The sequence below is a fragment of the Marinactinospora rubrisoli genome, assembly GCF_042664915.1.
Taxonomy (GTDB): domain Bacteria; phylum Actinomycetota; class Actinomycetes; order Streptosporangiales; family Streptosporangiaceae; genus Marinitenerispora; species Marinitenerispora rubrisoli.
Window position 1 is genome coordinate 84,843 of the sequence record NZ_JBHTBH010000008.1, and the last position, 22,930, is coordinate 107,772.

The 22,930-nt window shown below is 73.1% G+C and carries 20 protein-coding genes and 1 pseudogene; 17 read left to right on the top strand and 4 right to left on the bottom strand.

Annotated features, from left to right (window positions below):
* Positions 1 to 219: 219 nt before the first annotated feature.
* From ACFQRF_RS17380 to ACFQRF_RS17425, 10 genes are all read left to right on the top strand, one after another.
* On the top strand, positions 220 to 1,623 hold the full coding sequence (locus ACFQRF_RS17380; RefSeq protein WP_379872159.1) for a sensor histidine kinase: 1,404 nt from the start codon (positions 220 to 222) through the stop codon (positions 1,621 to 1,623).
* On the top strand, positions 1,614 to 2,261 hold the full coding sequence (locus tag ACFQRF_RS17385; protein WP_379872160.1) for a response regulator: 648 nt from the start codon (positions 1,614 to 1,616) through the stop codon (positions 2,259 to 2,261). Before ACFQRF_RS17380 ends, ACFQRF_RS17385 begins: the two co-directional genes overlap by 10 nt.
* Positions 2,258 to 2,662 (top strand): hypothetical protein, encoded by a 405-nt coding sequence (locus ACFQRF_RS17390; RefSeq protein WP_379872161.1) that lies wholly within the window; start codon positions 2,258 to 2,260, stop codon positions 2,660 to 2,662. Before ACFQRF_RS17385 ends, ACFQRF_RS17390 begins: the two co-directional genes overlap by 4 nt.
* A gap of 371 nt (positions 2,663 to 3,033) precedes the next feature.
* Positions 3,034 to 3,321 carry a hypothetical protein gene (locus tag ACFQRF_RS17395; protein WP_379872162.1) on the top strand — a complete coding sequence of 96 codons (288 nt, stop codon included), beginning with the start codon at positions 3,034 to 3,036 and terminating at the stop codon, positions 3,319 to 3,321.
* 303 nt (positions 3,322 to 3,624) lie between these two features.
* Positions 3,625 to 5,763, top strand: coding sequence for a hydantoinase/oxoprolinase family protein (locus ACFQRF_RS17400; RefSeq protein ID WP_379872163.1), 2,139 nt, complete (start codon positions 3,625 to 3,627; stop codon positions 5,761 to 5,763).
* Complete coding sequence (locus ACFQRF_RS17405; protein ID WP_379872164.1) at positions 5,760 to 7,649, top strand: hydantoinase B/oxoprolinase family protein; 1,890 nt, start codon at positions 5,760 to 5,762, stop codon at positions 7,647 to 7,649. Before ACFQRF_RS17400 ends, ACFQRF_RS17405 begins: the two co-directional genes overlap by 4 nt.
* A complete protein-coding gene (locus ACFQRF_RS17410; protein ID WP_379872165.1) occupies positions 7,646 to 8,599 on the top strand; it encodes an SDR family oxidoreductase in 954 nt (317 codons plus the stop codon). Before ACFQRF_RS17405 ends, ACFQRF_RS17410 begins: the two co-directional genes overlap by 4 nt.
* A 192-nt stretch (positions 8,600 to 8,791) precedes the next feature.
* Positions 8,792 to 9,778: a carbamate kinase gene (locus ACFQRF_RS17415; protein ID WP_379872166.1), complete on the top strand. Its 987-nt coding sequence runs from the start codon at positions 8,792 to 8,794 to the stop codon at positions 9,776 to 9,778.
* Between the two features lie 15 nt (positions 9,779 to 9,793).
* Complete coding sequence (gene bar / locus ACFQRF_RS17420; RefSeq protein WP_379872167.1) at positions 9,794 to 10,903, top strand: barbiturase; 1,110 nt, start codon at positions 9,794 to 9,796, stop codon at positions 10,901 to 10,903.
* 664 nt (positions 10,904 to 11,567) lie between these two features.
* Positions 11,568 to 11,837 carry a DUF6406 domain-containing protein gene (locus ACFQRF_RS17425; RefSeq protein ID WP_379872168.1) on the top strand — a complete coding sequence of 90 codons (270 nt, stop codon included), beginning with the start codon at positions 11,568 to 11,570 and terminating at the stop codon, positions 11,835 to 11,837.
* Between the two features lie 744 nt (positions 11,838 to 12,581).
* Here the strand turns inward: ACFQRF_RS17425 and ACFQRF_RS17430 are convergent.
* Positions 12,582 to 13,784 (bottom strand): serine hydrolase domain-containing protein, encoded by a 1,203-nt coding sequence (locus ACFQRF_RS17430; RefSeq protein ID WP_379872169.1) that lies wholly within the window; start codon positions 13,782 to 13,784, stop codon positions 12,582 to 12,584.
* Between the two features lie 428 nt (positions 13,785 to 14,212).
* Between ACFQRF_RS17430 and ACFQRF_RS17435 the strand changes: the two genes are divergently transcribed.
* The 3 genes and pseudogenes from ACFQRF_RS17435 to ACFQRF_RS17445 form a co-directional block, all read left to right on the top strand.
* Positions 14,213 to 14,515 carry a Dabb family protein gene (locus ACFQRF_RS17435; protein ID WP_379872170.1) on the top strand — a complete coding sequence of 101 codons (303 nt, stop codon included), beginning with the start codon at positions 14,213 to 14,215 and terminating at the stop codon, positions 14,513 to 14,515.
* Positions 14,516 to 14,885: 370 nt separating this feature from the next.
* Complete coding sequence (locus ACFQRF_RS17440; protein WP_379872171.1) at positions 14,886 to 15,935, top strand: FkbM family methyltransferase; 1,050 nt, start codon at positions 14,886 to 14,888, stop codon at positions 15,933 to 15,935.
* Between the two features lie 4 nt (positions 15,936 to 15,939).
* Positions 15,940 to 16,113, top strand: a pseudogene (locus tag ACFQRF_RS17445) (VOC family protein); the annotation flags it as partial.
* A 46-nt stretch (positions 16,114 to 16,159) separates the two neighbouring features.
* Here the strand turns inward: ACFQRF_RS17445 and ACFQRF_RS17450 are convergent.
* The gene (locus ACFQRF_RS17450) at positions 16,160 to 16,525 is read right to left on the bottom strand and encodes a hypothetical protein (protein WP_379872172.1); all 366 of its coding nucleotides are present in this window, start codon (positions 16,523 to 16,525) and stop codon (positions 16,160 to 16,162) included.
* Between the two features lie 1,097 nt (positions 16,526 to 17,622).
* Here ACFQRF_RS17450 and ACFQRF_RS17455 point away from each other — a divergent pair.
* A complete protein-coding gene (locus ACFQRF_RS17455; protein WP_379872173.1) occupies positions 17,623 to 17,748 on the top strand; it encodes a hypothetical protein in 126 nt (41 codons plus the stop codon).
* A 146-nt stretch (positions 17,749 to 17,894) separates the two neighbouring features.
* Positions 17,895 to 18,941: a methyltransferase domain-containing protein gene (locus ACFQRF_RS17460; RefSeq protein WP_379872174.1), complete on the top strand. Its 1,047-nt coding sequence runs from the start codon at positions 17,895 to 17,897 to the stop codon at positions 18,939 to 18,941.
* A 43-nt stretch (positions 18,942 to 18,984) separates the two neighbouring features.
* Here the strand turns inward: ACFQRF_RS17460 and ACFQRF_RS17465 are convergent, their stop codons facing one another.
* The gene (locus ACFQRF_RS17465; RefSeq protein ID WP_379872175.1) at positions 18,985 to 19,938 is read right to left on the bottom strand and encodes a DMT family transporter; all 954 of its coding nucleotides are present in this window, start codon (positions 19,936 to 19,938) and stop codon (positions 18,985 to 18,987) included.
* A gap of 303 nt (positions 19,939 to 20,241) precedes the next feature.
* On the opposite strand from ACFQRF_RS17465, the gene ACFQRF_RS17470 reads away from it, so the two are divergent.
* Positions 20,242 to 20,928, top strand: coding sequence for a hypothetical protein (locus tag ACFQRF_RS17470; protein ID WP_379872176.1), 687 nt, complete (start codon positions 20,242 to 20,244; stop codon positions 20,926 to 20,928).
* Between the two features lie 180 nt (positions 20,929 to 21,108).
* Here the strand turns inward: ACFQRF_RS17470 and ACFQRF_RS17475 are convergent, their stop codons facing one another.
* Positions 21,109 to 21,954, bottom strand: coding sequence for a spermidine synthase (locus ACFQRF_RS17475; protein ID WP_379872177.1), 846 nt, complete (start codon positions 21,952 to 21,954; stop codon positions 21,109 to 21,111).
* Between the two features lie 253 nt (positions 21,955 to 22,207).
* Between ACFQRF_RS17475 and ACFQRF_RS17480 the strand changes: the two genes are divergently transcribed.
* On the top strand, positions 22,208 to 22,828 hold the full coding sequence (locus tag ACFQRF_RS17480; protein WP_379872178.1) for a hypothetical protein: 621 nt from the start codon (positions 22,208 to 22,210) through the stop codon (positions 22,826 to 22,828).
* The last annotated feature ends 102 nt before the right edge of the window (positions 22,829 to 22,930 follow it).

Here is a 22,930-nt window from a genome sequence, read left to right on the forward strand (position 1 = left end):
CGTGTCGCTCGCGTAAAGGTGTGCAGCCTCCGGTAGCCGGGTCAACGACTCCTGCCTCCCGTGCCGGTCGATCGGAGGTGACACCGCCCCGGCCTCGTCTCCGGGGATCTCGTGCCTTCGGCACGGGAGACGGTCCGGCAGCGCGGTAGGCCCAGCCCTACCCGCGGACGGTGGACAGGGCGCTGGTCGCAGCGGCCCGGCCCGCATAGCGTGATCGACGTGTCCACTTTCACCCCTATCACCCCTGGCCAGGCGGTCCGGCAGCGGCGTTTCCTGATCTCCGCCTGGCCCTGGCGTTCCCTCGGCTACCTGCTGTCCGCTTGGGCGGTCACCGGTCTCGTCGCCGCGCCGCTGGCGATGCTGTGCCTGCCCTGGATCGTGCTGCTGGTCCACATCGTCGAACGCGCGAGCTACCAGCCCGGCGTGGTCGGCTTGATGCTCGCGAGCGGCACGCTCATGCTGGCCGGCGGCGGGCCGCTGCTCGCGTTGCCGGTGGCCGCGTTGGAGCGGCTGCGGCTGCGCATGGTCGACTCCGCCCCGCTGCTCAGCGGGCATCGGACGCCGGACGCGCCCGGGTTGTGGGCGTGGCTGCGGACCCGCTACACGGAGGGGGCGACCTGGCGCGATCTCGGTTACCTGCTGCTCCTGGTGCTGCTGGTCGCACCGCTGACGGTGCTGCTGATCGCGGGGGTCGGGCTGTTCCTGCTGCTGCTGGCGTGTTCCCCGTTCCTGCTCGTCGGGGACTCGGGCCCGGTCAGCCTCGGGTTCGGGGAGGTCGACACCCCGGTCGAGGCTGTTCCGTTCGCGCTCGCCGCGCTCGTGCTGCTCCTCGGTGGTTTCCCCTACGCGGTGGCGCTGCTCGCGGAGGGCAACCGGGTGCTGGCCCGGCAACTGCTCGGTGGCTCCCGGCCCGAGGAACTGCGCGCCGAGCTGGTCGAGGTGACCCGGTCCCGGGCGCGGCTGGTGGACGCGTTCGAGGCGGAGCGGCGCCGGATCGAGCGCGATCTGCACGACGGCGCGCAACAGCGACTCGTCGCGCTCACCATGCAGCTGGGGCTGGCCCGGCTCGACCTCCCCGACGGCCCGCCCGCCGCCGCGGTCGCCGCCGCGCAGGACCAGGCGAAGCAGCTCATGGCGGAGCTGCGCGAACTCATCCGCGGGATCCGCCCGCAGATCCTCACCGACCGCGGCCTCGCGGCGGCGCTGCCCGAACTGGCCGACCGGACCGGCCTGCCGGTGACCGTGCGCGCGGACCTGCCGCGGCGGCCGCCCGAGCACGTCGAGGGCACCGCGTATTTCGTGGTGGCCGAGGCCCTGACGAACGTGGCCAAGCACAGTGGCGCGACGGGTACCGTCGTGACGGCGGATCTGCACGGCGACCTGCTGGTCGTGGAGGTGGCCGACAACGGGCGCGGCGGCGCGGATCCGGACCGGGGCAGCGGCCTGATCGGCCTGGCGGACCGCGTGGCGGTGACCGGCGGCAGAATGCTGCTGTCCAGTCCGGCCGGGGGACCGACCCTGCTACGAGTGGAGCTTCCGTGCGACGAGAGCCGACCAGCGGCGCCGCCGGCGCCGGAGGAGCCGACGACCGGACCGGCGGGCCCGGGCGTGCCGTGCGAGTAGTCCTCGCCGAGGACGGCGTCCTGCTGCGGGAGGGGCTGGCCGGACTTCTCGAACGCTTCGGCTTCGAGGTGGTGGCCGCCGTCGGCGACCACGACGCCCTGCTCGCCGCCGCGACCGAACACCGGCCCGACCTCGCGGTCACCGACATCCGGATGCCGCCCGGCTTCACCGACGAGGGGCTGCGCGCCGCGGTCGCCCTGCGCCGGGAGCGCCACGACCTCGCGGTGGTGGCGCTGAGCCAGTACGTGGAGCAGAGCTACGCGGCGGACCTGCTCGACTCCGGTGACGGGCGGCGGGTCGGCTACCTGCTCAAGGACCGGGTGGTGGACGTCGCGGAGTTCGCGGCGACGCTACGGCAGGTCGCCGACGGCGGCACCGTGGTCGACCCGCAGGTGGTGCGCCAGCTGCTGCGCCGCCGGCGCGACCCGCTGTCCCGGCTGTCCGACCGTGAGCGGGAGGTGCTCGCCCTCATGGCCGAGGGCCGGTCCAACGGAGCCATCGCCCGCATGCTCTATGTGAGCGAGGCGGCGGTGGGCAAGCACGTCGGCAACATCCTCGCCAAACTCGACCTGCCGCCCGACGACGACGTCAACCGCCGGGTGCTCGCCGTGCTGACCTACCTGCGGGGCGCGTCGTGACCGTTCCCCGGGACGCCGAGTACGGGCTGCGGCGGTACGTCCGCGGCGTCCCGGGCTTCGCGGTGGTGCGGGTGCGGGTCACGGGCGGGGGCGATCGCTCCGAGGTGGTCACGGCGGTGGATCCGGACGGCGGACCGAGCGCGTCCCCGGAGCAGGACCCCGACTGGTTCGCGGGCGCGGAGCGGGGCTGCCGGGAGGCGCTGGCGCTGGTGGGACCGCAGCGGGCGCCGCTGACCGTGCGGATCACCGGCGTCGTGGGGACGTTGGCCGACTCCACACCGGCGACGATGCGGGCGGCCGGGACCATGGCGGTGCTGACCGCGCTCGGCCGGGCGGAGGAGTACGAGGTCGTGCGGGATCCGGACTGGCGAGTACGGCGCCGGACGTCCGCCGGGTCGTGACGGCCGTGCCGTGGAACCCGGCGTTCTGTCGGCTGCTCCGCACGACGATGTGAACGACGACGGGTGAGGGGCGGCGGCATGCCGCACGTGCGCCGACCGTCGCGCGCGGTCATGGACCGGCTCGGGTTCGGCCGCCGGTCGACGGACGGCCTCGCGCGGCTCCCCGGCCGGCCGTGACGGCGGACCACGCCGAGTCGACCGTCGGCGAGCTGCTCGCCTCGGTTCTCGACCACGGCGAACGGCGGTGAAGCTCCGGACGCGTCGGCTTTCCGGTTCTCCGGTCGGCGTTGGTGCCGGCGGTCCGCGTTATCAAGCGGCGCGGCGGCCGGGTCCGCCGAACGCACCGCCGCCATCCACGAGTGATACCGACGATGCGAGCGCCGGCCTCCCCGGTGCGGCAGCGCGGTACCGCCGCGCGGATCGCTTCGGTGGTCAGCGGAAGATTCCGCGTCCTTGCGAACCTGCTCACGGCCTTCAGGACGGCGCTCGCCGTCCGGACGAAGCCGGAGGGGCCGTGGGATCACCACGGTCCGCAGGGCATCACGGCGATGGGCGTGCTCGCCGCCGCCCTGGCGCGGCCGGAATATGTGCACACCACCTGGCCGCAGGAGGCCTACGAGTACGGGGCAGCGGAGCGGGCGCGCCTCCCGATGGGATGAGCACGGTACGGCCCGTCCGGACGCCCGGTGCCGTGGGGCGCGCCGGTGCTCCGCCTCGTGGTCGGTGGCGCCGCGCGGCGGCTGCCCGGCCGTGGGGGCGCCCCTGGCCCGCCGTCCGGTGCCACCGCCCCGTGCCGACTCGGCGCTCGGGATCGGCAGGGCCTCCTGCCGTGTCAGGGTCTTCGAGGATCACCAGCGTTCACCGGCATGGTTGGCAGATGTTGCCGGTTCCCCGCCGCTGACGCCCAAGTTGAATGCGTGGCAGGCGCATCAGAGCCGGGGCTGCGGCACGGAGGAACGCTGATGACGGGACGACGGCGGGTCCGGATCGGGATCGACACCGGCGGGACGTTCACCGACGTGGTGGCCGTCGACGAGGCGACCGGGGAGACTGTCGCAACCAAGACGCCGTCCACCCCCGCGGACCCCGCCGAGGGTTTCATGACCGCGATCGCCCGCATCCGCGACGAGCTCGGCGGAGACCCCCTCGACGTCGTCGCCGTCGCGCACGGTACCACCGTGGCCACCAACCGGCTCCTGGAGGACCGGATCGACCGGCTCGGATTCATCACCACCGAGGGGTACGAGTTCGTCCTGGAGATCGCCCGCCAGTCCGTGCCCGACGGGTACGGCAACTCCTACTTCTGGGTGAAACCGGACCGCATCGTTCCGGCCGACCTGGTCCGCACCGTGGGCGGGCGGCTCGACCACACCGGAGCCGAGATCCGGCCGCTGGACGAGGAACAGGCGGCCGCGGCCGCGCGGTGGTTCCGCGACCGGGGGATCGACACCATCGGCGTCTGCCTGCTGCACTCCTACGCCGACCCCGGCCACGAACGCCGGGTGCGCGACATCCTGCTCGCCGAGCACCCGGACGCCACGGTGTCCATCAGCTCCGACGTGCTGCGCGAGTACCGCGAGTACGAGCGTTCCATGACGACGCTGGTCGACGCCGCCGTCAAGCCGAGCGTCTCCCGCTACGTCGCCGGAATCCGGTCCCGGCTCGACGCGGCCCGGCTCACGACGGACCGCCGTCGCGTGCCGTTCCACATCATGAAGTCCAACGGCGGCGTGCTGTCCGCCGAGGAGGTCGTGCACCAGCCCGTCAGCACCGTGCTGTCCGGCCCGGCGGCGGGCGCCCTCGGTGCCGCGCTGGTCGCGCACCGCGCCGGATTCGACCGGGTGCTGACCCTCGACGGCGGCGGCACCTCCACCGACGTCTCGGTCGTGCTCGACGGCGAGCCGGGCCTCACCACGGAGGGGACGATCGGCCGCTTCCCGTCCAAGATCCCGATGATCGACATCGTGACCGTCGGCGCGGGGGGCGGCTCGGTCGCCTGGATCTCCGCCGAGGAGACCCTCAAGGTCGGGCCGCGCTCCGCCGGCGCCGACCCCGGCCCCATCTGCTATGGCGCGGGCGGCACGGAGCCCACCGTCACCGACGCGCACCTGGTCCTCGGCCGCATCCCGCCGCACCTGCTGGGCGGCCGGATTCCGCTGGACGCTGCGGCGGCGCGCGAGGGGCTGGCGAAGCTCGGGGACCGGCTCGGCCTCGGCGTCGAGCAGGCCGCGGCCGGCGTCCTGGAGATCTCCGCGTGGAATCAGGCGAACGCGCTGCGCCAGGTCACCGTGCAGCGCGGCCTGGACGTGCGCGATTTTCACATGGTCGCCTTCGGCGGCTCGGGGGCGCTGCTGCTCTGCCGCCTCATCGACATCCTCGGCCTCGCCGGTGTCCTGGTGCCGCGCGACCCCGGCAACGTCTCGGCGTACGGGCTGCTCACGGTGGACGTGCGCAACGACTACGTGCGCACGGCGGTGTGCCCGCACGCCGACCTCGACCCGGACCGGGTCGCCGCGATCTACGCCGACCTCACCGAGCAGGCCGCCCGCGCCCTCGACGCGGAGGGCTTCGACCGGCCGGCGCAGCGCCACGACCGCAGCGCCGACCTCCGCTACGTCGGCCAGGCGTACGAGGTCCGGGTGCCGGTGCCCGGCGGGCCCATCGACCACCTCCTCACCGAGCGCGTCGCGACCGCCTTCCACGAGGCGCACCACCGGCTGTACGGCTATGACTTCCGCGGTGACCCGGCCCAGCAGGTCGAGTGGGTGAACCTGCGGGTGTCCGGAGTCGGGCCGATCCGGCGCCCCGAACCGGTGTCCGCGCCGCCCGGCGACGGCGATCCCGCCCGCGCGCGGACCGGCACCCGGCGGGTGTACTTCGGCGCGGGCGGCGCGGACGACCCCGGACACGACACACCCGTCTACTGGCGTCCCGGCCTGGCGCCGGGCGACCGCCTCGTGGGCCCCGCCGTCATCGAGGAATTCGGTTGCACCATCCCCGTCCATCCGGGCTGCGCCGCGGAGGTCGACCGGTACGGCAACGTGCTCGTCACCTCGGGCGACCGGCCCGCCATGCCGACCCAGGAGGAGCGCCGCCCATGACCGCCGCACACCCGACCGGCGGCGTGCGCGCCGCCGACCCCGTGGTGCTGGAGATCGTCGAAGGGACCCTCGCCTCGGTGGAGCGCGAGGTCGAGACCGCCATCGCCCGCACGTCCCGCTCGCCCATGATCCGCGACGCCCACGACTTCCGCGTGGGCATCCACGACCGGCGGCTGCGCAAGCTCACCGGGCGGTCCTACTCCGCGCTCGTGCACCCCGTCGCGCGGGACTTCCCGCTGGACACCATGCGGCCCGGCGACGTGTTCTTCCACAACGACGTCTACGAGTCCGAGGGCGGCATCGGCCACCTGCCGGACCTGTGCGTCACCGTCCCGGTGTTCCACGACGACGGTGGCGGGTCGGACGGCCCGCGGGTGGTGGCGTTCGTGCAGGCGTTCGGGCACCACGACGACATCGGCGGGGCCTGCCCCGGTTCGATGCCGTCCGGGGCCACCTCCGTCTTCGAGGAGGGCCTGATGGTGCCGCCCATCCGGCTGTGGGACCGCGGCGTGCCCAACCGGGCCGCGCTGCGCATCATGACCCGCAACTCCCGGATGCCGGAGTCGCTGGCCGCCGACCTCGACGCCGAGTGCTCCGCCTGTCTCATGGGCGCCCGCCGGCTCGCCGAGCTGTTCGGCCGCTACGGCCGTGCCGCCGTCGAGGCATGCTTCGACGCGATCCTCGACAAGACCACCGAGACCTACCGCCGCGAGATCCTCGCCAAAATCCCGGACGGCAGCTACGTGTGGGAGGACTACGCCGAGCACGACGGCGTGGACCCGCCCCGGCTGCACGCCCAGCGCATCACCCTCACCAAGGTGCCCGACCGGCTCACCATCGACTTCACCGGTACATCGCCGCAGGCCCGCGGCCCCATCAACCACTGTGGCGACTACGCCGACGGCAACTTCCTCAAGAAGTGGCTGGCCCCGGTCCTGCGCAACCTGGCCGACACCCCGGAGCGGATGGCCGAGCTCGACGTCAACGAGGGCGTGGTGCCGCTGATCGAGATGCGGTTCCCGCCCAAAGGCACGCTGCTCACCCCCGTCTTCCCCGCCCCGACCAACGCCCGCACCTTCGTCATCCTGCGGCTGCTCGGCGTGCTGGCCGGCGCCCTCGCCAAGGCCGTGGGCGGCCGGATGCCCGCCGACCAGGAGACCATCCGCTACACCGGAGTGCACGGCACCGACGCCGCCGGCCGGCCGTACCTCATGCGCGAGGTGCTCGGCGGCGGTTCGGGCGGCCGGCCGCACGCCGACGGGGAGGACACCATCCACATCGTGCCGGACTCCCGCAACCTGCCCACCGAGTTCACCGAGTCACGGTTCCCGTTCATCGTGGAACGGCTCGCTCTGGCCGTCGACTCCGGCGGTCCGGGCCTGCACCGTGGCGGGCTCGGCTACGAGAAGCACATCCGGATGCTGCGCGACGCCTCGTTCATGTCCGTCGCCGACCGCTCCATTCTCGCCTGCTGGGGAGTGAACGGCGGGCGTGCCGGGCGGCCGTTCCAGGTCACCATCGACCCGGGCGGCCCGAACGAGCGGGAGATGCCGGGGCTGGTGGACGCCGAACCGGTACGCGCCGGAGAGGTGATCCGGATCCGCACCACCGGAGGCGGCGGCTGGGGCGACCCCCTGGACCGCGACGTCGACGCCGTCGTCCGGGACGTCCGTTGCCGCAAAGTGTCCCGGGACGCCGCGAGCGCCGATTACGGTGTGGTCATCAACGGCCCGACCGACGACCCCCGGCCCGACCACGCCGCCACCGAACGGCTGCGAGCCCGTCTGCGTGCCGAGCGCCCCGCCGACCGCCCCTTCTTCGACAGGGGACCCGGCTACGCGCTGCTGTCCGGGGGCGCGGCACACGCGGAGGTGGATCGACTGTGACGGAAGCACGTGTCCTGGTGACGGGCGCGGCCGGGAGAACAGGACGCGCGGTCATCGCCGCGCTGCGGCACTCCGGGGTGCCGGCCCGCGCGCTGGTGCACCGGCCCGGACAGGTGCGGGAGATCCGCTCGCACGGCGCCGACGAGGCGGTGGTGGGCGACATGCGCGACCGGGCGGTGCTCAAGGAGGCGGCCCAGGGGGTCACCGCCTTCTATCATATCGCGCCCAACATGAGCCCCGACGAGCAGGAGATGGGGGAGACGCTGATCTCGGCGGCGCGCGCCGCGGGCGTGTGGCGGGTGGTGTACCACTCGGTCCTGCGACCGCAGGCCGAGGCGATGCCGCACCACCGGGCCAAGCTCCGGGTCGAGGAGGCACTGTTCCGCTCCGGCCTGGACGTCACGGTGCTGCAGCCCGGACCGTACATGCAGAACCTGCTCCCGCGCATCCCCGCGGTCCGGGAGACCGGGCGGCTGGCCGTCCCCTACTCGATCGACGTCCGGTTCGGCATGGTCGACCTGTGGGACGTCGCGGCGGTGGCGGTGCGCTGCCTCACCGAGCCGGCCCCGGTCCGGCGGGGCCGGGCGGCCGTCGGCGGCCTCGCCGCGCTGGACGACCGGGGCGGCGACGACGACCACTCGTTCGCCGTGTACGAGCTCGTGGGGCCGGCCAACATCTCGGTGCGGCACTACGCCGGGGCGCTCGCCGAGGCGATGGACCGGCCGGTCCGCCCGGTGGCGGTGCCGATCGACGACTGGCGGCGCGACGCCCTGTCCGCCGGTGCCGCGGAGCACGTGGTCGCGGGGCTGGCGGCCATGTTCGACTACTACGACGTCTACGGCCTGCCCGGCAACGGCCGGACGCTGCGCGGTCTACTGCGCCGCCCGGGCACCGCCCTGCGTGAGTGCGTCCGCCGGGAGGTACGGGACCTCGACTCGGCGCCGCGCTGACGCCGGCGCCCCGGCCCGGCGCGCCGGTTCGGCAGGAAACCGCGAGATTTCCGGGACCGTTGGGCAACAATCGCTCAGGAGACGGGGCGGCGCCGTTCTCTAGAGTCGGCACCGTCCGCCCGGAGGCGGGCTTCCCGTCCGCCGGTCCGGATGAGAGCCCGCCGTGGCGAGCGAACGGGGAGGGGAGGGGCGATGCCCGAACCGCGCCGCGTGGTCGTCGCGCTGGGCGGCAACGCCATGACCGCCCCCGACGGCAGCGCCCGCCCCGGCGACCAGCGGGCCGCGATCGCCACCGCCATGGATCACGTGGCGGACCTCGTCGCCGGTGGCACCGAGGTGGTGCTCACGCACGGCAACGGCCCGCAGGTCGGCAACCTCCTCGTGAAGAACGAGCTGGCTGCGCACGTCGTGCCGCCGGTGCCCCTGGACTGGTGCGGTGCCCAGACGCAGGGCACCATCGGGTTCACCATGGTGGACGCGCTGGAGCAGGCGCTGCGCCGTCGCGGCGCCGCGCGTCCGGTGGCGGCGGTCGTGACCCGCACGCTGGTCGACGCCGACGACCCCGCGTTCACGGCCCCCAGCAAGCCGGTCGGCCGGTATCTGGACGCCGACGAGGCGGCCCGGTTCATCGCCCTCGGGCAGAACTGGGTCGACCAGGGCCGACGCGGCTGGCGGCGGGTCGTCCCGTCGCCGGAACCCCGCGAGATCCTGGACGCCGTCGCCATCGGCGCACTGGTCGCCGCGGGGGTGACGACGGTCGCCGCCGGGGGCGGCGGCATCCCGGTGATCCGGGACGAGCACGGCGCGCTTCGCGGCGTCGAGGCGGTACTGGACAAGGACCGCACGGCGGTGCTGCTCGCGCACCTGGTGCGGGCCGACACACTGCTCATCGCCACCGACGTCCCCAACGCCGTGCTCGGCTTCGGGACCCCGCAGGCGCGGCCGCTCGGCACGGTGAGTACCGACGAACTCGCCGCCTACCACGCCGCCGGCCACTTCGCGCGCGGCAGCATGGGCCCGAAGGTGGAGGCGGCGCTGCGGTTCGTCTCCCACGGCGGCGAGCGTGCCGTCATCACCGGGCTGGCGCAGATGGCGGACGGCCTGGCCGGCCGGGCCGGGACGATCGTGACCAGGAGCGAGACCGCGCGGATGGGACCGACGACCCACGACCCCAGGTGAGAGAGGCGGCGGCAGATGGCCAGACCGGTTGAAGTCCACAAGGTGCCGATCGAGAGCGTGACGGACGCGTCCGGGTTCGCCCGGCTGATCGACGACGGCGTGTTCGCGGCCGACGACGTCCTCGCGGTGGTCGGCAAGACCGAGGGCAACGGCGGCGTGAACGACTACACCCGGATCCTCGCCGACCGGGCGTTCCGCGAAGTGCTGCTGGCCCGGGGCGGCCGGGACGCCGAGGAGGTGGCGCGGGTGCCGCTGGTGTGGTCCGGGGGCACCGACGGTGTCCTGTCGCCGCACGCCACCGTGTTCGCGCACGCGCCCGAGGGCCGGTACTGGCCGAGCGACGAGCCCCGGGTGGTGGTCGGCGTCGCGATGAGCGAGGCGATCCTTCCCGAGGACATCGGCCGCCCGGCGATGGTGCGCAAGGTCGCCGACGGCGTGCGCTCGGCGATGCGGACGGCGGGGATCACCGATCCGGCCGACGTCCACTACGTGCAGACCAAGACCCCGCTGCTGGTCCTGGAGACCATCAACGACGCGAAGGCGCGCGGGCACGACGTGTTCACCGAGGACACGCTGAAGTCCATGGACGTCTCCAACTCCACCACGGCGCTGGGCATCGCGACCGCGCTGGGGGAGATCGAGGAGCCGGCCGCCGAGCAGATCCACTCCGACCTCTCGCTCTACTCCTCGGTGGCGTCCTGCTCGTCCGGTGTGGAACTGGACCGGGCGCAGATCGTGGTCGTGGGCAACGCGCGCGGCGTGGGCGGCCGGTTCCGGGTCGGCCACGGGGTGATGCGCGACGCCCTGGACGCCGACGGCATCTGGGACGCCATCCGTTCGGCCGGACTGCCCCTGCCCGACCGTCCGCGCAGCGAGGACCTGGCGGACCGCCTGGTGAACGTCTTCCTCAAGTGCGAGGCCGACCCCCGCGGGCGGGTGCGCGGCCGGCGCAACATCATGCTGGACGACTCCGACGTGCACTGGCACCGCCAGATCAAGGCCACGGTCGGCGGCGTCACGGCGGCGGTCACCGGCGACCCGGCGGTGTTCGTCTCGGTCGCGGCGGTGCACCAGGGACCTTCGGGCGGCGGGCCGGTGGCCGCGATCGTCGACCTGGGAACCTGAACGTCCGAAGCCGTCGACACCGGTGGCCGGAGGCCCTTCCCGTGTCGGCGGTGGAGGGGAGTGAGGCGGTGAGCGCGGCCTAGGGAGACCTGGGGAACACGAGCGGCGAGACCGCCGCGGCCACCGCGTCGGCGGTCCCGGACCTCGGTCCGGGGCCGCTCGGCTGTTCCGGGCCCGGACCGGAAGCCCGGCCGTGGCCGCGCACGTGGAATTCCAGGCCACCGGCCGGAGTGGGCCACGCGTTCGGCCGGGGATCACCGAGCCCGCCGCGATGCGGACGGCGGGGGAGGGACGTATCGGGCGGCACATTGACCGGCCCACCGCTCACGAACGGACCTCGAAGGCGCCGGCCCCGGCCCGAGGTGGGCGGCCCACGTGTCGGCGACCCGGGCGCGCCGGACGCCGGCGCGGACGCTGTGGCATGTGCCACGGCACGAAGGTGTAGCGGAAAGTGACGGAGGGAACGGGGACCGCAATCGGCGCATGTCGAAGGCCGGAAAGGCGGCTCGGCCTGACCGAAACGGAGGTAACTCCCAGGTATGCAATTTCACCGGCGCGAGGTAAAGTGCGGGGAATCCGCGCAGGAAATCAATGCCCGGAAATGGCGGGCATTGCCGTACTACCATGACTGAGGCTCATCCAATTGGCAGGGAAAGAGTCCAACGTGGCCCACGAAGTCGGCGCACAAGAGAAGATCACCTATGGCCGGAATGACCGGTTCGAAGGCGGTCCGGTGGGAGGAGGCCGGTTCTGGGTGGACGAGCAGGGACGGTCGGTGGCGAAGATCGGCGGCCCTCGGGACTGGCGGCCCAACGTCATGATCGACGTCCGCGTTGGTGACACGTTCACCGTCGGCGGGCAGACCTGGAAGGTGACGGAGATCGTCGACGCGGACAGTCCGGACGCATATCTGCTGACCACCCGAGTCAGCTGAGCCGGAACTCCCGGCGCGGCCCGGCGCCCCGCCGGTGCTTCCGCGGCCCGTGCGAGCGCCCTCCGGGCCGCGCCCCGATCCGCCGTCGCCCGTCGTCCACGGCGACGGCTTCCGTATGTCCGGGGCCCGGCTCCCCGGCCGGGCGCGGGGGAGGAGCGGAAGCCCCCGGGCCGAGGTGCCGGGGCCCTGCGGGCGCGGCGACCGGCCCCCTTCTGGCCGCCTTCCCCACGATCGTCGCCTCCCGCCGGACCGGGTGCGTCCGGCCGTGGCCCGGCACCGTCCGCCGGAGGCGGAAACGGTGCGAGACGTGGTGGTCATGCCACTCGGCCACCGTGCCAATTGTCTCCGGAGCGCGTGCGGCCGTGGACCGGCCGATTCCCGCATCCCGGCCGGTGAGAATGGCCACCCGAAGGTGTACACAGTCCACCATTCTCCGAATACCGTCGTTCGGGAATTGCCGTGCTCCGGTCTGCTCGTTTTTCTGTGAAATGCCAGACAATCTGCACATATGGTCACAGTGAGTGGTCGTGTGACGCCCGTGACACCGAATTTCGCGACGGACGGTGCCGGACCACCCCCCCCGCGACGGGGCGCTCGGCGGACCGCCGTGGACTCCTGACCGAATCCCCGGTCGGGCCGTGCTCCGGCCCGCGGTCCGCCGCCACGCCGCCCAACCGAAACCCCGGTCCGGGCGCGGCGGCCGGGCTCCGTGCCCCTGGGCCTGGCGCGGTGGCACCGGCCGGATCAGCCGAGACTGTCGTACACCGCCTTGATCAGACGCATCGCCCGGGTGCCGCCCGAAAGTTCGGTCCCGGTGCGGTTCATGACGTACCCGATGGCGATCCCGTGGTCCACGTCGGCCAGCCCGATGGAACCGCCGGAGCCCGTGTGACCGAACGCGCCCGGCCACGCGGCGCGCGGTACCGCGAACACGAGCGACGGGCGCATGAACCCCAGCCCGAACGAACTGTCCAGCACCATGACCCGGTCCGGACCCGTGGCGCGCGGAACGAGGGCGTCGCGCAGCGTGTCCGGCGAGACGATCCGGCCGGCCAGCAGGTCGCGGTAGAACCCCGCGAGCCCACCGGCCGAGGTGAGCAGCCCCGCGGCGGGCCATCCGGCCGCGAGCACCTCCCGGCTGTTGAACCGGCCCGGGACCGCGCCGACGTCCGGCGCGGCCATGCTGCGGGAGAGCAGGCTGCCGGGGTCGTGCGTCGCGCGGGTCAGCGCCGCCACCGGACCGGTGGCGGAAGCCCCGGAGGTCCCGGACGGCGCGGTGCTCCGGCGTCCGGGACCCGTCGTCAGCCGGGCCGCGCGGTCGATCACCTCGTCCGGGGAGCCGACCCACAGGTCGAGGCCGAGCGGACCGGCGATCTCCGCCGCCACGTAGTCACCGACGGTCCGGCCGTCCAGCCGGCGCACGATCTCGCCGGCCAGCCAGCCGTAGGTGAACGTGTGGTAGCCGTGGGCGGTGCCCGGCTCCCATTGGGGGCGCTGCGCGGCGAGCAGACCGGCCATGGCCGCCGGGTCCGCCGCCTCCGCCACCGACACCGGCCGGTCGAACACCGGCAGCCCGGCCTGGTGCGAGAGCAGGTGTTCCCCGGTGGTCCGTTCCTTGCCGGCGGTGCCGAATTCCGGCCACCACGAGGCCACCGGCGCCGTCAGGTCGTGCCCGCCCTGCTCGGCGACCCGCAGTGCCGCCGCCGCGGTCACCGCCTTGGTGCAGGAGAACGCGAAGCAGGGGGTGTCGCGATCCCAGGACCGCCCGGTGCGCTCGTCCGCGACGCCGCCCCACAGGTCCACCACCGGCTCGTCGCCCACGTGAACGGTGATCGCCGCACCCGTCTCCATCTCCCGGGCGAAGTTGTTCTCGAAGACCCGGCGCACCCGCGCGAACGCCGGATCGCAGGCGCCGTGGATCTCCACCCCCGTGGGCATGCGGGTCATGCACACCTTCCTCTCGCGACACGGGCGCCCCGCCTCGCCTCCAGGAGCGGCGGGGCGCCGGTACGACCTTAGGTCGTGGGCGGGAGTTCGCTGAACCGGCCGCGGGCATGGCGAAGAGCACCCACGATCGGTGAGATGCCGACGCACCTGGACAGCCCGCTCATGGCACTCCAGGTCCGCTACGTCAGTTCCGTCTCGACGGCCATGTCCCGCCTTCGGCCCGGCCGATGGGCACACGCCGATCCGGCCGCTCTCCGACGCGAAGCCGGTGTGCGCGGCCGTGGACCGAACACCGTGCCCGGTCGCGGCCACCAGGCCAACGCGAGCCACGGCCACGTACGTCCCCGGCACACGAAGACGCGCACCAACGGCCACCGGCCACCGAGGGCGGGCATCGCCGTCCGCCCAGGGTGCCGTAGGTTTTTCGCATGGGTATTCGGCACATCGCGTTGTTCCGGTGGATCGCGGGCACCACGCCCGAGCAGGTGGAGGAGGTCGAGGAGGTCCTGTCGCGGCTGCCCGGGCGGATTCCGCAGCTCCGGGGGTACGTCTACGGTGCCGACCTCGGTATCGGATCCGGCAACTACGACTTCGCGGTCGTCGCCGACGTCGCGAGCGAGTCGGACTACCTCGCCTACCGGGACCACCCGGAGCACCAGGCCGCCCTCCGTCTCATCCGCCCGCTGCTCGCCGACCGCGCCTCGGTGCAGTTCAACACCGTCGAGGGCTAGCAGGATCATGTTCTCGTGATCGGGGCGGCGAGCGGAATCGCCGCCCCGATCGCCGTCCGCTCCATGGCCCGTCACGCACGCGCACTCCGCCGGGTGACCGTCCTGTGGCCACGGCGTGCCTTGTGTTAGAACGCGTTCCAGTTATACGGTCCGGGCATCGGGCGCCCCCTCGGTGCGCCCGGCCGCGCCACCCGCCGGAGAGATGGATCGCGCCCCGCTCCCGGCGGGTGACGCCCGCCTCGGCCCGGCGCGCATCGCGAGCCAGCGGCCCCGTGAGATCCGCCTTACCGCGGCGGTACCGAGATATCCGCGGGTGCGGCCGTTACGCTGGGTGGGTGCCAGGGCGACAGCGTGCCACAGGGGAGCGATGATGGGGCAGCGGACGACGACGCGTGACGGCGAGGTCCGGGAGGAGGCGCCCGGTGGCGATCCCCGCCCCGCCGACCCGCCGGCCGACCCCGCGGCCGCACCGGCGGACGTCGACTACCGGGCCACCGCGGTCGGCCGCCGGCGGAGCTGGTACGGCGCCAAGCGGCACGTCAAACGGGTCCTGGGCTGGCGGCTGCCCAACCTCGCCATGCGGGGCGCGGTGCGGCTGGCCGCTCCGCGGCTGCGCGACACCGGCCGGCTCCCGGTCCCGGCGGCCATCCCCGAGGTGGTGGGACGGGTCGACGGCGCCGAGTACACGATGCTGCGCCCCGCCCGGTGCGTGGTGGCCAAGGAACTGTACTGGGGCGAGGGCCGTCGCCCGCAGCCGGCCGACGACTTCGCGGTGCGGCTGTTCGCCCGCGCGGCCCGCCAGGCCGGCATGATGTTCGACATCGGGGCCTACACCGGCCTGTTCACCCTCGTGGGCACGGCGGTCAACCCCCACTTGCGCGCGCACGCCTTCGAGATCGTGCCGGAGGTGTACCACACGCTCTTCGACAACTGCGTGCGCAACCGCGTCCTGCACCGCTGCACGCTGCACCACGTCGGTGTGGGCGACCCGGAGACCGCCGTCCGGATGCCCGCGCGGTCCGGAGACTCCGCGCTGCCGTGCTTCTACTCCAGCGGCCTCACCTTCGCCGACGGCGTGCCCATCGACGTCGTCGCGCTGGACGAGTTCACCGGCGCGGTCGAGCGGGGCACCCGCGTGCTGGTCAAGGTGGACGTCGAGGGGACCGAGGACGCCGTCTTCGCGCACGGCCAGGACTTCCTCGCCGCCCACCGGCCGGACATCCTGTGCGAAGTGCTGCCCGAGGCCGACGGGCGCCGCCTGCGCGCCCTGCTGGAGCCGCACGGGTACCGCTTCCACCTCGTCGGCGAGCACGCGCTGGCCCCGGCGAGCGACCTCACGCCGCACACCCGATTCCGCGACTGGTTCCTCACCACCCGCGACACCGGCGAGCTGGAGCGGCTGGGCATCCCGGTCGCCTGACGAGCCGGTCTGCCCCGACATGAGCGTGGAGGTCACCGACGTGGACGCCGTCTACCGGGCGGTGCTGGACAGCGGCGCGGAGGTCCTGCGTCCACCGGCGGACGAGGAATGGGGCGTGCGCCGGTTCTTCGTCCGGGACCCGAACGGCCGGGTGATCAACGTGGTGAGCCACCGCTGACCGGCGCGCCAGCGGCACCTCCGGTATCCGGCCGCGCCGGGCGTGTTCACTTCAGCAACTGGGACATCTCCCGGATCGTCGGACACGGCCAGCGCAGCATGCAGCAGTTGCAGCGCTGGGCGGCGGTCGTCGGGCCGCTGCTCAGGCCGCCGCCGTCGCGCGGGCGGTGCAGGCTGAGCAGGGAGAGGCAGAGGTCGGCGAAGGCGGCGATCTCGGTGCGTGCGTTGGCGTAGAAGGCCGCGTCGTTGATCCGCAGGATCGTGTTCTCGGTCGGCTGCGCTGGTATCCCCACCGTGTCCGGTCCCCACGGCACCGCCTGTGCGGCGCGCTCGCGGACGCCCTCGATGTAGAGCCGAAGCCGCTCGTGATCGTCGAGCTGTCCCGCCGCGGATGCGAACATGTCGATGGACATCAGGCTCATCCCCCCGGCCGAAGTGACACCGCCCTGTGGCTCCGTCGCTGGTGACACCGAGTGGGGCGGGCGTCACGTATTGTCGCATTCGACAAAGCCGAAAAGCACCCTGACGCGCCGGAAATCCAGCATGTCGGATGTCGACAAAGCGTAGTGGAGAAGCGCCCCTCCGGGGGACGGCCGAACGGCCTTGAGCGGATCCGCACGACCTGCGCGACGACGAGGCGGCGCGGGCCGTCCCAGGGGGCGAGGGACGGCCCGCGCCTGAGCGAGCGGAGAGGGGGAGGCCGCCGCTCGGAATCGTGACCTGATCACGTTTCCCGGGAGGCTAACCGCAGTTGCCTCCGCAGCTGCAGGAACCGCCGTTCTGGCAGCCGCAACCGCAACCGGAGCCGCAGTTGCAACCGCCGGGGGGCGGGGGAGAAGCGGTGGACCGGTCCATAGTGCCTCCTGGAGTCGCTGGCGGCAGCGGGCGGCCGGATCGCGCGGGGTGGCGCTGTGGGGTGCGCCCGTCGCCTTTCGTGACATGCCCGGTTCGTGAGATCACCAACCGTGCTGGCCGAATTCGGTTACCGGGCGGTGCCGGCGGGTCCCTTCAGCCTCCGCACTGGCACGAGCCGCCGCTCTGGCAGCCGCAGCTGCAGCCTGGGCCGCACGTGCAGCCGGGGGGTGGGGGAGAGATGGTCGGCCGGTTCATGGTCCCTCCTAGCGTTGCCGACGGGTGCGGGCGGGGCGTCGGTCGCGTCGGGTGGCGATGGGGCGCGCCCGGCGCCGTTCGTGACATGCCCGGCTCGTGAGATCAGCAACCGTCGTGGGAGGTTTTCGGAAACCGTGTGCTGCCAGGGGGCATCGCACCGGTATCAGCAGCCACCTGAGTCCGAATCCGGGCGCGGCCGGAGCGTCTGACGCGGTTTCGGCGGGGACGGAACGTCGGCCGCTCCGCCCCGAATCCGGTGAGTGGGCGGGGACGGTGCGCCGCGATCGGCTCCGGAGCGCGTGGCCCGACCTGCTGTTGGCCGACATCGGACGGTTTCCCAATGATCAACGGGCGGGAAGACCCTGGTCAAACGCGATCCAGGATTCGACGGAGGTTGCGCATGGGTAAGCACGAGGACAAGACGAACTCCGACAGCCAGTGGTCCAGCCCCATCCCGCCGCCGACCCCAAATGATGGCGGCAGTGGCGGAGGTAAGCACGAACGGGACGACGAAGAGGACAAGTGACCCTTCCTGACCACGCGCGCTCCCGCCTTGTCGCGGACCTGGCGTCAGCCGGACGCCTCCCCGAGGACTGGCGGGAGAACTTCGTGCAAATCCCTCGACATCGGTTCATACCAAACAGTGTGTGGGTCGACCGGGACGGAGACCTCGTGCCGGTCCGCCGCGCTGATTCTCCTGAGGAGTGGCTGGCGGTCTGCTACACCGACCAGCCGATCATCACGCAACTTGATGACGGCGACGGCAACGGGCGGGGCTACGTATCCTCGTCGGCGTCCATGCCCACGACGGTCGCGATGATGCTGGACGCGCTGCACCTGGACGCGGGGATGCGCGTCCTGGAGATCGGGACGGGAACGGGGTACAATGCCGCGCTGTTGGCCTCCAGAACCGGTGCCGAGAACGTCACCAGCGTCGAGGTGGATCCGGCCGTCGCCGAGGCGGCCGCGGCAGCGCTGAAAGCCACAGGCTGGCCGGTGCGTGTTGTCACGGCTGACGGGACCGGGGGCCATTCCCTGGGCGCTCCCTACGACCGCGTGCTGGCCACCGCCGCCGTCCAACGTGTCCCGTACGCGTGGGTCCGGCAGACCGTCCCGGGTGGGCGGATCGTCGCTCCCTGGGGGACCGTCTTCCACAACGGCGCGCTGCTGCGGCTCCGGGTCGGAGAGGACGGCACCGCGTCCGGCCACTTTGGCGGAAACGTGGCATTCATGTGGGTGCGCGACCAACGTCCTCCCCACGGAGTGGTGAGGGAACATGTTCGTCCAGAACATGACTACGTAGAGACGACGACGGAGCTGCACCCCTACCACGCGCTGTCCGTCTTCGACGCCTCGTTCGCCATCGGTCTGCGAGTGCCCGAAATGACGTCAGTGGTGGTGTACGACAACGACGATCCACACGGCGGCGCGTACACGGCCTACCTCATGGACACGTTCGCCGGATCGTGGGCGTCATGGCGGGTCGGGACCGGTGCGCGTTCCTACGGCGTTCGCCAGCACGGAGCGCGGCGGTTGTTCGATGAGCTCGCTACGGCTTACGCGTGGTGGGAGGCCGCGGGCAAGCCGCCGCACACCCGGTTCGGCCTGACCGTGCGGCCGGACGGCCAGACCGTGTGGCTGGACCATCCGGAGCACCCGATCGGATCCCCCTCCGACGTCACCGGCAGCGCCCGGAGGACCGCCGCCACGCACGGGTGAGGATGTGGGCGGCCACCCCGCTGGAGCGGCCGCCCGCCCCATATCACCGTCGGCGCGGCCCCACGTATTCCGCGAGCATCGCGGCCACCAGCAGCGCGGCGCCGACACCGCCCAGCGGCGTCATCCGTTCACCCAACAGCGCCAGCGACAGCAGCGCGGCCGTCAGCGGCTCGGTGATGGTGGCCATCGCGGTGGCCGCGTCGGTCGAGCTGCGCAGCCCGCCGAAGTACGCCGCGTAGGCGAGGGCGGTGGGCACCACGCCCAGGAACGCCAGCAGCGCCAGGCCGCCGGGCTCGGCGGGCAGCGGCATGCCCACCCACAGCCCGGCCGGGGTCAGCAGCAGACCACCGAGCAGGCAGCCCAGACCCACGTTCACCAGCGGGTCCAGGCCGGCGACCGGCCGCCGGTTCAGCAACGTCAGCACCGAGAACACCAGCCCGGCACCGAGCGCGCACCCCAGCCCGGCCGCCAGCCGCAGCGGGCCGGCGTCCGCGCTCGGGAACCCGGCGAGCAGCGCCAGCCCGAGCACGGCCGCCACCAGCGCGCCGCCGAGCCGCGCCCCGGGCGGCCGGCGGGTGAGCAGGCAGATCCCGATCGTGACGAACACCGGCACGCTGCCGATCTTTACCAGCGTGGCCAGCCCGACCGGCACGAGGGCGAGCGAGGCGAAGTACAGGCTCTGGAACGCGGCGTGCAGAACGCCATTGCCGACCAGCCTGCGCACCAGCGTCCGCGACCACGCGACCCGGCGCAGCCGACCGGAGACGGCGAGGAAGGCCGAGATCAGCAGACCGCCGACCAGCAGCCGATAGGTCGCCACCGCGAGCGGGTGCAGACCCACCGCACTCTGCAGCAGGTGACCGGCGAGTCCGCCGGTGCCCCACAGCAGGCCGGCGGTCAGCAGAAGCAGGAAGCCGCGGTGCGCGGCGGCATGATCGGGCCCCGCGAGGGCCGGGCCGGAAGAATCGTGAGAGACGGATTCGGGACATGCGGGCACAGCGGTGCTCCAACGTCGACGAGGGTGAACGAGAACCGTCGGCGTGGGGCGTCACGATGATGCGGTCGTGCGGCGCGCACGGCGCCGGGACGCCCCGGTCAGATCCGGGGCGGCGGAGTGACGAACAACCGGTGCTCCTGCATGGCCCCGACTCTAACTCGTCCGTCCGGCGCCCCGGAGTGCGGGGCCGTCCCGGAAGCGCCAAGGGAACGCGATCACCGGACTCGGCGTCGGAGAATGGGTCACGTCCCGGCCCGTTGCCGCCGGGCGCGCCGTAACCATCCCGAGGAGCAGTCGACACCGATGAACGTCCCGTACGGGGGCCCGCACAACGGACCGAGCCACGACATCCACGCCCGGCTGCTGACCGAGCCGTTCCAGAACGCCGCGCCCTACCTGCGGGTGATCCTGACCGGCGACCCGACGGCCCTGGGCACCGACAAGCTGGCGTACTCGGTCAATCCCATGCTGACCGCCCTGTTGTGCTACCGCCTCAACCCCACCAGCTATGAAGCGGCCATCCTGGACAAGCGGCACGCCGAGGCGTGGGGGCTCACCAAGCAGGACCTGTGGTTCACCGCGCTGGGCAACATGGCGCACGACCAGTACGACCAGCAGAGCTTCCCCACCAACGCCGACACCATGGTGAACGTCGTGCACGGCATCACCTGGCCGGGCAGCGCGCACGTGATGCGCCTGGTGGAGATCATGCGGGAGCCGGCGCCGTTCGGGGCCATCGTCATGCTCCCCAACCCGAACACCATGCTGTACGCGGTGCTGCACAGCCAACGGTCCCGGCCGATGATCCCCTTCATCTACCAGACCTTCCGGAGCCTGGTCGAGGACAACGAACCGCTCACCGACCAGCTCATCTGGTGGCGCAACGGGCAGGTCACCGGTATGGCCACCCGGCCGGGCGACGGCGGCAGCGTGCAGATCAACCAGAACCGGGAGTTCTCGTTCCTCCTGGACCACGAACTCCCGGGCTAGACCGGGGAGCCCCACCGTGTCGGTGGTGGAGGGGGAGCGAGAGGGCGAGTGCGACCGGGGGGCGGAGCGCGAGTCGTTGAGCGTCCGGAGCCGTCGGCGCTGGTCGCCGTAGGCCGGTTCGCGCTGGCGGTGGAGGGGAGCGAGAGGGCGAGCGTGACCGGAGGCAGCGAGCGCCGGTCGTCAGCGGGTGAAGACCTCCGGCGGTGGCGCGGGCGACGGCCGGGCGTCGGCGTCCCGCACCGGCGCCGCGCCGGCCGCGAACCGCGCCAGCTCCTCGCCGCCGAGCAGCCGCGCCATGTCGGGGTCGCGGTGCGCACGGTGCCCCAGCTCCTCCTCCGGCAGGTCCCGGCCCGCCGCCGTGAGCACCACGTTGCCGAACCGCCGCCCGCGCAGCACTCCCGGCTCGGCGACGATCGCCACATGCGGGAACACCGCACGGGCGGTCGCCACCTGTGCGCGGGTGTGCCGTAGCGCGCCCCCGTCACCGATGTTGGCCGTGTACACGCCGTCCGGCCGCAGCACCCGTGCGACCTCGCGCAGGAACTCCACCGACGTCAGGTGCGCCGGGGTGCGGGCGCCCGCGAACACGTCGGCGACCACGAGGTCGGCGACGCCGTCCCGTCGCGCGGTCAGCCACTCACGGGCGTCGCCGATGCCGACGCGGATGCCGGCGCGACGGTCCCACGGCAACTCCCGGCGCACCCGCTCGACGAGGTCCGCATCGTCGTCCACCGCGCGCTGCCGGGAGCCGGGGCGGGTGGCCGCCACGTAGCGGGCCAGTGTCAGTGCGCCGGCGCCCAGATGCAGGACGTCGAGCGGCGCACGCGGCGGCGCCGCGAGGTCGACCACGTGCCCGATCGTCCGTACGTACCCGATGACGAGCTGCGTGGGGTCGGCGAGGTCGACGTGCGACTGTGGGGTGCCGTCCACGACCAGGTACCAGGACCCCGGGCGGTCCGCGTCGCGCAGCACCATCACCTCGCGTGCCGCCGTCGGCCCCGGCACCTCGGAGTCCCGCCCGTCCATGACCGCCACCTGCCGACCGCCCCGTTCATTCGCCGCGGAGACCGCGGGTCTCCCGGCCCCGAACCCGCCGGGCCCTTCCGGCCCGCCTTCACAGTAGACGCAGCGCGGGGCGCACCGGCTCCCGCGGAATGGGGACGGGGCCGCGACGTGGAGCTGTTGTGATCGTTCTCGGGGCTGGCTACTGTTCCGCCATTGGGTGGACTGTCGCACGGGGGAGGCCGATATGGCCGAAGTGGAGCAGAGGAGAGCGCCGATGATGTCGCGGAGACAGCGGTTGGGGCTGAGCGCGGCAGCCGGGGTCGCGACGGCGGTCGCCGCCGTGGCCGGGTGCTCGCAGCAGGGGCAGCCGTCCGGCGGCGAGCACACGCCCGGCGCGCGCCCGACGTCGAGCGCGCCGCGTCAGGCCGGCACCGTACCCGCGCTCACCGAACTGGAAGCGTGCCGGCAGGTTCCGCCGAACGCAACCGGCGAGCCGACGGAGTCGGCGGGCTACCCGGACCGGATGGAACCGCGCGAGAACGGCGAACTGTGCTTCTTCAACAACGCGGACCTGGAGGGCGTCCGCTGGGGCGGTCTCAACGGCGACGACGGCTACTTCAAGGGGCTCGACTCCTACCCCGTGGGCCGGGAGAACGCCCGCGACCTGGGAACCGGCGAGAACTCCCAGGAGACGGTGGCGATCACCAACTCCACCGGACTCGACATCTGCGCCTACGACGAGCCGCGCGGGCAGGGACGCGGCGTCGAGGTGCCCAGCAGTCCCGCGGCGGCCGGGCCGGACCGGGGAGCGGCGCCCAAGCCCACGCGCGTGACGCGGGTCAGCCCGCCCATGACCGTGGGGTCGGTCGCCGTGAAATCCGGACGGACCTGCTGACCGCCGGACGGGAGAGCAGACCCGTCCGCCCGACCGCCATGTGCCGAGGGCGGGCGGTGCCGAACCTCCTCTGGCGCCTCCGCGCGCACTCGCGTACGCGCC